Origin of the sequence: Pseudofrankia saprophytica, assembly GCF_000235425.2 — a bacterium.
In the GTDB taxonomy this organism is placed as follows: domain Bacteria; phylum Actinomycetota; class Actinomycetes; order Frankiales; family Frankiaceae; genus Pseudofrankia; species Pseudofrankia saprophytica.
Map to the genome: position 1 here is coordinate 5,323,635 of NZ_KI912266.1, position 11,315 is coordinate 5,334,949.

10 protein-coding genes are annotated in these 11,315 nt (G+C 71.6%); 7 read left to right on the plus strand and 3 right to left on the minus strand.

The window, feature by feature from the left end; genetic code table 11:
- The first annotated feature begins 67 nt into the window (after window positions 1-67).
- The 3 genes from FRCN3DRAFT_RS0222365 (at window position 68) to FRCN3DRAFT_RS0222375 (ending at window position 3,603) form a co-directional block, all read left to right on the plus strand.
- Window positions 68-1,006: an enoyl-CoA hydratase/isomerase family protein gene (locus FRCN3DRAFT_RS0222365; RefSeq protein WP_007509072.1), complete on the plus strand. Its 939-nt coding sequence runs from the start codon at window positions 68-70 to the stop codon at window positions 1,004-1,006.
- A gap of 70 nt (window positions 1,007-1,076) precedes the next feature.
- Window positions 1,077-1,949, plus strand: coding sequence for an enoyl-CoA hydratase/isomerase family protein (locus FRCN3DRAFT_RS0222370; protein WP_007509071.1), 873 nt, complete (start codon window positions 1,077-1,079; stop codon window positions 1,947-1,949).
- Window positions 1,950-2,340: 391 nt separating this feature from the next.
- Window positions 2,341-3,603, plus strand: a complete 1,263-nt coding sequence (locus FRCN3DRAFT_RS0222375; RefSeq protein ID WP_051466342.1) for an ABC transporter substrate-binding protein — start codon at window positions 2,341-2,343, stop codon at window positions 3,601-3,603.
- 184 nt (window positions 3,604-3,787) lie between these two features.
- Here FRCN3DRAFT_RS0222375 and FRCN3DRAFT_RS0222380 read toward each other — a convergent pair whose 3' ends face one another.
- The gene (locus tag FRCN3DRAFT_RS0222380; protein WP_007509069.1) at window positions 3,788-4,636 is read right to left on the minus strand and encodes an enoyl-CoA hydratase; all 849 of its coding nucleotides are present in this window, start codon (window positions 4,634-4,636) and stop codon (window positions 3,788-3,790) included.
- Between the two features lie 226 nt (window positions 4,637-4,862).
- Window positions 4,863-5,885: an acyl-CoA thioesterase gene (locus FRCN3DRAFT_RS45710; protein WP_232794114.1), complete on the minus strand. Its 1,023-nt coding sequence runs from the start codon at window positions 5,883-5,885 to the stop codon at window positions 4,863-4,865.
- A 436-nt stretch (window positions 5,886-6,321) separates the two neighbouring features.
- Between FRCN3DRAFT_RS45710 and FRCN3DRAFT_RS0222390 the strand changes: the two genes are divergently transcribed.
- The 3 genes from FRCN3DRAFT_RS0222390 (at window position 6,322) to FRCN3DRAFT_RS0222400 (ending at window position 9,880) form a co-directional block, all read left to right on the plus strand.
- Window positions 6,322-7,026 (plus strand): histidine phosphatase family protein, encoded by a 705-nt coding sequence (locus FRCN3DRAFT_RS0222390; RefSeq protein WP_007509067.1) that lies wholly within the window; start codon window positions 6,322-6,324, stop codon window positions 7,024-7,026.
- A gap of 178 nt (window positions 7,027-7,204) precedes the next feature.
- Entirely contained in the window at window positions 7,205-8,200 is a 996-nt protein-coding gene (locus FRCN3DRAFT_RS0222395; protein WP_007509065.1) for an aldo/keto reductase, read from the plus strand.
- Window positions 8,201-8,467: 267 nt separating this feature from the next.
- Window positions 8,468-9,880, plus strand: a complete 1,413-nt coding sequence (locus FRCN3DRAFT_RS0222400; RefSeq protein ID WP_232794115.1) for an acyltransferase domain-containing protein — start codon at window positions 8,468-8,470, stop codon at window positions 9,878-9,880.
- Here the strand turns inward: FRCN3DRAFT_RS0222400 and FRCN3DRAFT_RS0222405 are convergent.
- Window positions 9,807-10,214 (minus strand): winged helix-turn-helix transcriptional regulator, encoded by a 408-nt coding sequence (locus FRCN3DRAFT_RS0222405; protein ID WP_007509062.1) that lies wholly within the window; start codon window positions 10,212-10,214, stop codon window positions 9,807-9,809. The two genes, FRCN3DRAFT_RS0222400 and FRCN3DRAFT_RS0222405, sit on opposite strands and share 74 nt — an antisense overlap.
- Window positions 10,215-10,327: 113 nt before the next feature.
- On the opposite strand from FRCN3DRAFT_RS0222405, the gene FRCN3DRAFT_RS0222410 reads away from it, so the two are divergent.
- Window positions 10,328-11,224: an alcohol dehydrogenase catalytic domain-containing protein gene (locus tag FRCN3DRAFT_RS0222410; RefSeq protein WP_007509060.1), complete on the plus strand. Its 897-nt coding sequence runs from the start codon at window positions 10,328-10,330 to the stop codon at window positions 11,222-11,224.
- Window positions 11,225-11,315: the final 91 nt, after the last annotated feature.

Sequence of the window (11,315 nt, forward strand, 5' to 3'; positions counted from 1 at the left end):
GCGGCTCGCTGGAAATATCTAGACATTAACCCTAGGATGGCAACGACTCACGCGCAACGGGAGAAGGATGACCGCGTTGACTGACGGACGCGTACTGATGGAGCGGGATCCCGAGTTCGGGATCGCCCGCATCACGCTCAACAACCCCGACCGGCGCAACTCCTACGACGCCGCGATGCGCGACCAGCTCGCCGCGTACCTGGACGACGCGGCCTGCGACGACGACGTCAAGGTCGTGTTGCTGCGCGGCGCCGGTGGTGACTTCTCCGCCGGCGCGGACATGCGCAACGCCTACGGCTGGTACGGCGAGGGCACCGGCAAGGACGGTACTGGCAACGACGGCGCCGGAAAGGACGGCGGCGGACCGGGCGCGGCGACCAGCAATGGCGCCAGGCCCCGGCGGCCCAGCCAGCGTCGCCGCCTCACCGTCGACCGACGGACGTTCGATTTCTACCACGAGTTCCTCGGGTTCCCGAAGGCGACGGTCGCCGAGGTCCGCGGCCTCGCGCTCGGCGGCGGCTTCGAGATGGCGCTGATGGCCGACATCGCGGTCGTCGGCCGGGACGCCAAGCTCGGCATGCCGGCGACCCGCTTCCTCGGCCCGGCGCTCGGCTCCCTGCACGTGTTCTTCCACCGGCTCGGGCCGGTCCTGGCCCGCCGCATGCTGCTGACCGGAGACTCGATCTCCGGCGCGGCCGTGGAGCACCTCGGGGTCTTCACGGAGGTCGTCGACGACGGCGACGTCGAGAAGCGGGCCGAGTGGTGGGCCCGCAAGGTCTCGCGGATGCCCGCCGACGGCATCGTGATGGCCAAGGAGGCGTTCCGCCTCATCGAGCAACTGCAGGCCTACCAGGGCGAGGAGGTGCTCAGCTACCTCTTCCACGCGTACGGCACGAACCTCAGCTTCGAGGATGGCGAGTTCAACTTCGTCAAGGAGCGCGCCCGCCATGGCGTCAAGCGCGCCTTCGAGCTGCGCGACGAGCACTTCGAGATCCCCGAGCCGTGACAGGCTGACGGCCCGCGTCAGCGCGCACCACCAGTCCGTCACGACGACACCCCAGAGGGTAAGCATCTAGATGTCTACGAGCGAAGCGTCCGGTGCGGTGGCCACCCCGGATGACGTCGAGACCGCGCGGGCCGTCGAGACGGCCGTGCGCGACGGCGTGCTGCGGATCGTGCTCAACCGGCCGGCTCGCCGCAACGCGCTCGACATTGCCGCCGTCGGCGTCCTCGTCGCCACGCTGGAGGCGGCCTCGACGGACGACCGCCTGCGTGCCGTCGTGATCGAGGGCGCGGGTGGCCACTTCTGCTCGGGCGCCGACTGGGTGTCATCCAACACCGGCGACAAGGCCGACAAGGCCGATGAGGCCCCGAAGAGCAAACCGCGGCCGGGCAGCGTGCAGCGGCGCACCCCCGTCCAGGCGCACCGCCTCGTGCAGCTGATCATGGAGATCCAGCTGCCGGTGGTCTGCGTCGTGCGCGGCTGGGCGGCGGGCCTCGGCTTCCAGCTGGCGCTGGCCGCCGACGTCACCGTCGCCGCCGACGACGCGCGGTTCTGGGAGCCGTTCCTGCAGCGTGGCTTCACCCCGGACAGCGGGGCGACCTGGCTGCTGCCCCGGCTGGTCGGCGTCGCCCGGGCGCGTGACCTGCTCCTGCTCGGCCGCAAGCTGACAGGCGCCGAGGCGGCCGCCTGGGGCCTGATCCACGCCAGCGCCCCCGCAGGCGAGCTGGACGCCACCGCCGCCGCGGTCATCGAGCAGCTCGCGACCGGCCCGACCGTCGCCATCGGCCTGGCGAAGCGCTGCCTCAACCGCAACCTGGAGAACAGCTTCGCCCAGGCGCTCGAAAACGAGTCCCTGGCGCTGGAGCTGAGCTCCCGCACCGCGGACTTCCGCGAGGGCCTTACCGCCTTCACCACTCGCCGCGCGCCGAACTACACCGGCCGCTGAAGCACACCGATCACGATCGGTGACCGGGTTGTGAGGATCTTCCGGAACGACGGGTAGGCGTCCGCGCGCCCTCACCCCTCACCGCCGCACTCCCGTACACCCAATTTCCCGCACCCCCGCACCCCTGCACCCCGCGCCAGGACCAAGGCCAGGCCGGCAATGGCCGTCGTCGACGGCCACGATCGGTTGGGTGGCGGCGTTCGCGCGGGGCGGCGACGCTTCGCGTCGCCCGTGGTGGCCGGAGCCGGTCTGTTGCCAACGCGCACCGGCCGCCGCTATGTTCCCAACATCGACGTTGATGTCAACATAACTCTTCACGAGTGCCCGGTCCTGCCATGACCATGAATTGGAGATACCCATGCGGCACAAGGTGATCCAACACCGTCGTCCCATGGCGGGGCGACGCCATCGACGGACCGCCGGCACACTGTTAACCGCGCCCCTGGCCCTGCTCGTGCTCACCACCGCGTGCGGCTCGGACTCCGACTCCGGTGGCACCACGGCGAAGCCGTCCGCGACCACGAACGCGCTGGGACCGGTCGACAGGGCGGCGGGCGCGCCCGTCAAGATCGGCATCGTCTCCGACGGCAAGTCCGCGGCCCTCGACAACTCGGTCCAGTTCGACGTCGCCGATGCCACCGCCAAATGGCTCAACGAGCACCATGGGGGCATCGGCGGCCGGCCCGTCGAGCTGGTCACGTGCGAGACCCAGGGGGACCCGGGCAAGGGCACCGACTGCGGCAACCAGATGGTCGAGAAGGACGTCGTCGCGGTCGCGATCGGCGAGTCGGCGGTGGGCGACGCGGTGGCGAAGCCGCTGAGCGACGCGGACATCCCGGCGATGTTCTACGGCCTCACCACTCCGGCCCTCCTGAGTGACCCGACGACGTTCACGATCAGCGACCCGAACTTCGCGATCCAGCAGCTGCCCATCGCCCTCGCGAAGGCCGAGAACCTCAAGAAGGTGACGTCGGTCGTCATCGACGTACCCGCCGTGCTCCCCAGCGTCCAGGACGTCGCGCCCAGGCTCATGAAGGCCGCGGGCCTCGAGTACACCCTGATCCGCATCCCCCCGGGTACGGCCGACATGACGGCGCAGCTGCAGGGCGTCACGAGCGGCACGCCCGGGGTCGTGTTCGTCGTCGGCAACGACTCGTTCTGCATCAGCGCGTTCAACGGCCTGCGGGCGGTCGGCTACGACGGCAACATCAGCGCGCTGTCGCAGTGCATCTCCGACGCGACCCGCAAGGCCGTGCCGGGCGACGTCCTGAAGGGGATGACCATCGCCGCGTCCATGCCGACCGGCGGGGACGACCCCTCCACGGTCCTCTACAACGCGGTCATCGGCACCTACGGCAAGGGCATCCCCGCCGACTCGGCCGTGGCCCGCGGAATGTTCGTCACGTTCGCCGGCCTCGCGACCGCGCTCGAGGGCATCAAGGGTGACATCACCCCGGCCACGGCCGCCGCCGCCATCAGGGCGATGCCGGAGAAGGAGCTGCCGGGCGCGGGCGGACTGAAGCTCCGCTGCAACGGCAAGGCCTTCCCGGAAACGCCCGCGGTCTGCGTGCGGGGTGGGCTCACGACGACACTGGACAGTGACGGCCAGCCCACGGACTTCAAGGTCCTCGGGAACTCTCCCATCCCGAACTGACGCACGCCCATTCGAACTGACGCATGGGCGTACCCACCGGGGTGGGTCACGGCGTCGAGGGTCTGTTGCGCGGGACAATGACGTGGCCCGCGCAACGGACCCTTCGATTCCTTCGACCGGCCGATTTGCTTCTTGGCCAGTCGACGCTTCCCAGCCAAGCGGCCGACGTTGCTTGTTGCCGACGTTACTTCTTGATCGCGGTCTTCATGCCGTCGAGAAGCGTCAGGATAGGCAGTCCGGTCTCGGACAGGGCGTGGCCGTGGCCGGTCTGGTGAATGTCGAACACCGACTGGATCGCCGCGTAGAAGCCCTGGACGTCCAGGGTCTGGTTGACCGCGCGCTTCGCCTGGCGCAGCGCGAACGGATGCATCTGGGCGATGTGGGCCGCGAGCTCACGGACCGCCGGGCGCAGCTCGTCGAGCGGCACCACCCGGTTGACCATGCCGACGCTCTCGGCCTCCTGCGCCGTCATGTGCCGGCCGGTGAACAGGATCTCCTTGGCCTTGCGAGGGCCCATCTCCCAGGTGTGGCCGTGGTACTCGACACCGCCGATGCCCATCATGACCACCGGGTCGGAGAACTTCGCGTTGTCGGCCGCGACGATCAGGTCGCACGGCCAGGCCAGCAGCAGGCCACCGGAGATGCACACACCCTGCACGGCGGCGATCGACGGCTTGGGGATGTTGCGCCACCGCAGGGTGTACTCCAGGAACCGCTTCGCCTCGATCTCGTAGATGCCGGCGAGGGTCCACTTGGGAGCCTCTCCGTTGCTGGCACCGTTGCTGGCGCCATTACTGGCACCGTTGCTGGCGGCCTCGGGGCCGACGCCCTTGATGTCGTGGCCGGCGGAGAAGTGCTTGCCGTTGGCCTGCAGCACGATGACCCGGACCTCGGGGTCGTCCGCCGCGCGGCGCCACGCCTCGTCCAGGTCGTCGAGCAGCGGCAGCGTCTGGGCGTTGGCCGCCTCCGGCCGGTTGAGCGTGATCGTCGCGATCCGCTCGCTGACCTCGTACTCGATGAAGCTTGTGATCACGACGGTCTCCTCGAACCCTGGCGGGTGCCACCTGGCGCCCGTCGGCCGGCCGGTCGGGGGCAGCCCTGTGGGCCCGGCGTGCCCGGCGGCCGACTGCCGCCGAGATGTCTAGATGTTAATGACCGATGTGCGCCGCCGCCAGGAGCGGCCGCCGCCCCGGGATCACGCCCAGGGATGCCCGGTATCCGATCAACTCAGTGCCCGATCAACTCAGTGCCCGATCGGCTCAGTGCCCGATCGGCTCAGTGCCCGATCGGCCGGGCGCCCCCGCTCCCAGCCACAGGGCCGCCGTCTGACTACCCACGCCCGCGAGCGAGCCGTCCGGGGTCCAGAGCCGTACCGAGCCGTGGCCATAGCCGCCGGCCGCCTGCTCGGGGGTGCCGTCGACGAGCACCCACTCGCTGTCCGGCGCCGAACCGATCCGGATCGTGTTGTCGAGGCTCGACCCGGAACCGCTGTGGCCGAGAGCGGCCATCACCATGGTCGGCACCGAGTCGGCCACCATCGGAAGCATGGCGGGACGGGTCACCGGCCGGCCGGGAAAGCGCATCCAGAAACGCAGCCGCGGCCCTTCGCCGAACTCGCGCATCTCGACCATGGCGAAGAACCCGGGCGGAAGATCCGGCGGAATCGGCAACCGGGTCGGCGGGCAGTCCTCCGGAGGCGGCACCACCGGCATGCTCGGGACTGTCCCCTCCGGGATGGCCGGGTTGACGTCTCCGGCCGCGCCCAGCCCGGCCAGCACGACCCGGCCGCCGACGAAACCGGTGACCCGCACCTGCGACGTGCGCCGGCCCGCAGCCAGCACCTCGGCGACCAGGTCGACACGGTCGCCGTGCCGCGGCGTCCCCACGAACTGCGCCGTCGCCCAGCGCAGCGACCGCCCGGTCGCCGCCTCGACGAGCGCGCCGACCAGCGAAAGCCCGGTGCCGCCGTACATCCGCCGCAACTGGGTGAGATGACGCTCCGCCATCACCACGGTCGCACGTGTCGTGGCGACGCCGGTGGCATCGGGGCCGGCCTCGAGCAGCTCCAGACCGAGCCACCGCCGGTCAGCGGCGCGCCCCGCCTCAGCGACCGCCTCTGCGACCGCGGCCTCAGCGATCCCTGCCTCCGTGACCGCGGCCGGGTGGACGTCCTCGATGCTCGCCTCAGCGTCCACGGCGCCCGTGAGGCCCGTGGCCTCCACCGTGCTCCCGGCGCCCCGGGCGCCCCTGGTGCCCTCGGTATCCGTCGTCACATCGGTCACGATGCCTGACGTTAGCATTTCTAACATCCGGACGTTTTGGCGACTGCGACCGGCTCGCCAGCCCGGTCACGGTATTATCGCCATGCTTTCCGTATCGACGGCGCATCGATGTTCACCAGATACGGAGGAACATCCAATGAGCGAAGATAAATGGCCGGTGAGGGTCGCGAACCGCCCACCGGTACGTCACCTCTACGGCTGTCGACTCGAGCCAGAAAGCGGAGGGACGGTCGAGCACTGACCCAGGCGCTGCCCGGGCATCGGCCGCCGGTGCTTTGTCGGTGTACCCGGCCGAAAGAGTCACCGCCGATGCGCGCGCCGGTTCACCCGGACCGCGTGAGGCCGACATGAAGCCGGATGTCCGGCATCCAGCGCGGCGGGGCTGACCGGCGGTTACGGGCACCCGGGCGAAGCTCGGACGCTAGAGTCGGCCGTGATGCGCCTAATACTGATCCGCCACGGCCAGACTCCCCACAACGTCGACGGCGCGCTCGACACCGCGCGCCCGGGCGCTGGGCTGACTCCCCTCGGGCACGCGCAGGCACAGGCACTCCCGGCCGCGCTCCGTGACGAACGAATCTCGGGGATCTACGCCTCGGTCCTGACTCGCGCCCAGCTCACGGCGGCTCCCCTCGCCGCGGCCCACGGCCTCACCGTGCAGGTGCGCGAGGGAGTCGAGGAGATCGTCGCGGGCCACCTCGAGCTACGCAGCGACAAGACTTCGATCACGACGTATCTAGAGACCATCCGCCACTGGATACACGGCGACCTGGACCACACGATGCCGGGCGGGGAGAGCGGCCGCGCCTTCGTCACCCGGTATGACACCGCCATAGCGGACATCGCCGCGGCGCATGCCGCCGACGACACCGTCGCGGTCATCAGCCACGGCGCCGCGATACGGACCTGGGCCGGCATCCGCGTGGGCGCGGTCGGGCCCGCGGACAACCGATGGGTGTCGAACACCGGGATGGTCATCCTCACCGGTGGTGGGACGGTCGGCTGGGACCTCGAGCAGTGGCTGGAGGAGCCGCCAGGCAGGCACGCCGGCCCAGGCATCGACGACCCGGGCCTCGCCGCCCGCGACGTCACCGGCGCCCCCGCCCGCGAGGCCATCGCCGAGGTTCGCGGCACCACGTAACGGCCGGCCGCGCGGTCCGGCCGCGCCTGGCGCACCGCCGCCGGGTCGTGTTCCGATCGGACGGGCGCCGCGGGCTTGACCTGGAGCGCACTCGAAGTTGGAGACTGGCCAGGTGCCCGCGGGACCGCCCGAGCGCGGTGTCCGCTGGTCTCCGTCACCAGAGAGGATCCCGCTCAGGATGCAGTTCACTCACCTCGGCCGTTCCGGTCTGTCCGTGTCTCGCCTCTGCCTGGGCACGATGAACTTCGGCCCGCTGACCGACGAGGTCGACGCACACGCGATCATGGACGCGGCGCATGAGTACGGCATCAACTTCTTCGACACCGCCAACGTCTACGGGCTGCGCTCGGCCGGGGTCTCCGGCCTCGGGGACGGCGTGGGCGCCACCGAGTCGATCATCGGCCGCTGGTTCGCCGAGGGCGGAGGGCGCCGCGAGCGCACGGTGCTCGCCACCAAGGTCTACGGCAACATGGGCGAGGGGCCCAACGAGGGCAAGCTGTCGGCTCTCAACATCCGCCGCGCCCTGGACGCGAGCCTGACCCGCCTCCAGACCGACTACATCGACCTGTACCAGTTCCACCACGTCGACCGGGCGACCCCGTGGGACGAGATCTGGCAGGCCATCGACGTCGCCATCACCGCCGGCAAGATCCTCTACGTCGGCAGCAGCAACTTCGCCGGCTGGCACATCGCCCAGGCGCAGGCCGCCGCGGCCCAGCACGGGCTGGTCGGCCTGTCGAGCGAGCAGCCGTTCTACAACCTGATCACCCGCGACATCGAGCTGGAGATCCTCCCGGCCGCCCAGCACTATGGTCTGGGCATCCTCCCGTGGTCGCCGCTGCAGAGCGGGCTGCTGGGCGGCGTGCTGCGCAAGGAGCGCGAAGGCCTGCGGCGACTCGAAGGCCGGGCGGCGCAGACCCTCAACGCCAAGCGCGCGCAGATCGAGGCCTACGAGGACTTCGCCGCCGAGCTCGGCCACGAGCCCGGCGATGTCGCGCTCGCCTGGCTGCTGCACCAGCCCGCCGTCACCGCTCCGATCGTCGGTCCCCGCATCCGGCAGCAGCTCGACGACGCCGTCCGGGCACTCGACGTGCGCCTGGACGAGAAGGCGCTCGCCAGGCTGGACGAGATCTTCCCCGGCTACCGGACGGCACCCGAGCACTTCGCCTGGTAGGCACACCCGGCGCCCCCGGCGCCGAGGTGCCGGGCACCGCCGGAAAGCATCGTCCCGACCGGCACCCCCACCCGGCACCGCCCACTTTGCCGCTAATACCCTCTTACAGGGGTATTAGCGGCAAAGGCGGCGTTCTAGCTTAGACAAATGCCGGTTCCTGTCGGAGCAAATCCTCCGTTTGTTGTCGACGCGCAACCGACCGGCCCCGGTCGCGACCAGAATTCGGAGCCGTCACCCGGCGCCACGGCGGTACCCGCGGTGCCGGTCGTGCCGGTCGTGCCGGTCGTGCCGGTGATCCTGTCCGGGCGGACCGACGCCGAGCTTCGGGTCCAGGCGGCCCGTCTGGGCGACCATCTGGCCCGGTATCCCGACGCGGACCCGCTCGACGTGGCACACGCCCTGGCGCGCCGCAGCCGGCTCCCCTGGCGATCGGTCGCGGTCGTCCCCAGCGGTCCGTCCGGCCGAGGGCGGCTGGCGGGCGCGCTCGCCAGGCTGTCCGACGGCCGTCCGGCGGGTGGGGCGGTCCGTGGGCAGGTCCGCCCGGGCGTCGCCCTCGGCCGGACCGCCTTCCTGTTCACCGGGCAGGGCGGCCAACGCCCGGGGCTGGGGCGTGAGCTGCGGGACGCCTACCCCGTGTTCGGCCGGGCGCTGGACGAGGTCTGCGCCCGGTTCGACGGGCGGCTGGAACGCCCGCTGGCCGACGTCATGTTCGCCGCCGCGGGATCGCCGGCGGCGGCGGCGCTCGACCAGTCGGCATACGCCCAGTGCGCGCTGTTCGCGTTCGAGACGGCGATGTTCCGCCTGCTGGAGTCCTGGGGCCTCGTACCCGACGTTCTGGTCGGGCACTCGATCGGCGAGCTCGTCGCGGCGTACCTCGCCGGGGTCTGGAGCCTCGACGACGCCTGCGCGCTCGTCGCCGCCCGCGGCCGGCTGACGCAGGAGTGCCGCCCGGGCGGGGCGATGGTCGCGATCCACGCGTCGGAGGCCGAGGTCCGCCACTCCATCGCGCGGCTCGCCGGCCAGGTGGACGTCGCCGCGGTCGACGGGCCCATGGCCACGGTGGTGGCCGGGGACGCGGAGATGGTCGAGGCGGTGGCTGCGGGCTGGGCCGGCCGAGGCCGGAGCACGAGACGCCTGACCGTGAGCCACGCGTTCCATTCGCCCCACATGAACGGCATGCTCGACGCATTCCGGGCGGTGGCCGAGCGGGTGACCTACCAGGCGCCGGCCCTGCCGGTGGTGTCCAACCTCAGCGGCGAGCTGGCCACCGACGCCGAGCTGACGTCACCCGATTACTGGGTGCGCCACGTACGCGGTCCCGTGCGGTTCGGCGACGGCGTGGCCCGGCTGTGCCGGGACGGGGTCACCTCCTTCGTCGAGCTCGGCCCCGACGCCGTCCTGGTCGCGCTCGCCACCGCCTGCCTGCCCAGGACGATGGCCGCTGGCGAGGGCGCGGTCCTGGTCGCGGCCTCCCGGGGCGGCAGACCCGAGGCAGAGGCGGCGCTGACCGCCGCCGCCCGCCTCGACGTCACAGGCTTCACCGTCGACTGGTCCGCCGCCTGCCCCAGCCGCGAGACTCGCCAGGCCGACACCGGTGAGCGTCAGGTCAGGGACGGTTCCGGTCGTATTCCGCCCGCGCGGCGTCGACCTCGGGCAGGTGTGCCTCGGCCCACTCCTTGAGATGGCGAATCGTGTCCAGCAGGGACAGGCCCAGCGGCGTGAGCTCGTAGTCGACCCGGACGGGCACCGACGGAGTCACCGTCCGGGTCAGCAGCCCGTCTCGTTCGAGACCCCGCAACGTCTGGGTCAGCATCTTCTGGCTCACGCCGGCGATTCGCGCGGCGAGCTCGGAATAGCGCATCCGGCCGCCGAGACCCAGCGCCACGATCACGAGGCTCACCCACTTGTCGCCGATCGTGTCGAGCAGCCGCCGGCTGGGGCAGGAGGGGTGGAACGCGTCGAATCGCGCCGTTGGCCTGTCAGCAGTCGGTCTTTCAACAGTGGTCACGTCCATGGCTCACCTCCGGGTGCCTACACCACTTCAGAGTGCCTTCTTCCCATCAGAGAGTAAGGCACCGATGGTGGTGCCGTGCACCGATCGGCGCACGCACCGGAAGGAGATCCGCCATGACGCTCGCTCTCGTCTCCACGCCAGACACCCCCGCGCCCACCCTCCAGGAGGTGACCCTGCCCCCGCTGGGCCCCGGTGACCTGCGAGTCCGGGTGACGGCGGCCTCGGTCGATCCCGTCGACACCCTCTTCGCGGGCGGACCGGGCCGGGCGATCTTCGGGCTGACCGGCACCGTCGGCCTCGGCTGGTCCCTCACCGGCGTCGTCACCGAGATCGGCGCCGACGTCACCGGCTTCTCGGTCGGCGACCCGGTCGCCGCCGCCCACGGCAACCTCGCCGCCCCGGTCCGCGCGCACGCCGAGGAGACCGTCGTGCCGGCGGCGGGCGCCGCGCCGCTGCCCGCCGGCCTCGATCCGGTCGCCGCCGCCTCCCTCCCCCTCAACGCCCTGACCGCGGCGCAGCTGGTCGACCGGCTGGGCCCCGCTGGCGGGCGGACCCTGCTGGTCACCGGTGCCGCCGGTGCCGTGGGCGGATACGCCATCGCGCTGGCCGCGCACGCCGGCTGGACGGTCACCGGGCTGGCGCGCGCGTCCGACCGGGACTTCGTGCTGCGAGCCGGGGCCCGCGCGCTGGTCACCGAGCTGCCGGGGCCGACGTTCGACGCCGTCGTCGACGGCGCCGTCCTGCACGCGGCGGCCCTCGCGGCGATCCGCGACGGCGGGACGTTCGCCGGGGTGACCTCGGCGTCCCCCGCGTCCCCGGAACGGGGCATCGAGGTCGGCATCGTGAACGTCCGGCCCGACAGTTCCCGGCTGGCCGACCTGCTCGCCCTCGCCGCCGGCGGCGTCCTGGAGCTGAGGGTGGCCGGCCGGGTGCCGCTGGCCGAGGCCGCGTCGGCGTACGACAAGGTCGCCGGCGGCGGCCAGCGGGGCCGGTGGCTGCTCATACCGTGACCCGCGGACCGGCCGCGCGGGAGTGGCCTGGTGGCCGGCGATCCGGATGTTGATCTTCCCGGCGGGTAGTGGTCACTCGTCTGGTAGGTTC

What these genes read in the sequence shown, in the direction of transcription:
- FRCN3DRAFT_RS0222370 (WP_007509071.1), top strand. Translation starts at nt 1,077, where the DNA reads ATGTCTACGAGCGAAGCGTCCGGTGCGGTGGCCACCCCGGATGACGTC.
- FRCN3DRAFT_RS0222375 (WP_051466342.1), top strand. Translation starts at nt 2,341, where the DNA reads ATGGCGGGGCGACGCCATCGACGGACCGCCGGCACACTGTTAACCGCG.
- FRCN3DRAFT_RS0222405 (WP_007509062.1), bottom strand. Translation starts at nt 10,214, where the DNA reads ATGGACGTGACCACTGTTGAAAGACCGACTGCTGACAGGCCAACGGCG.
- FRCN3DRAFT_RS0222390 (WP_007509067.1), top strand. Translation starts at nt 6,322, where the DNA reads ATGCGCCTAATACTGATCCGCCACGGCCAGACTCCCCACAACGTCGAC.
- FRCN3DRAFT_RS0222395 (WP_007509065.1), top strand. Translation starts at nt 7,205, where the DNA reads ATGCAGTTCACTCACCTCGGCCGTTCCGGTCTGTCCGTGTCTCGCCTC.
- FRCN3DRAFT_RS0222410 (WP_007509060.1), top strand. Translation starts at nt 10,328, where the DNA reads ATGACGCTCGCTCTCGTCTCCACGCCAGACACCCCCGCGCCCACCCTC.
- FRCN3DRAFT_RS0222365 (WP_007509072.1), top strand. Translation starts at nt 68, where the DNA reads ATGACCGCGTTGACTGACGGACGCGTACTGATGGAGCGGGATCCCGAG.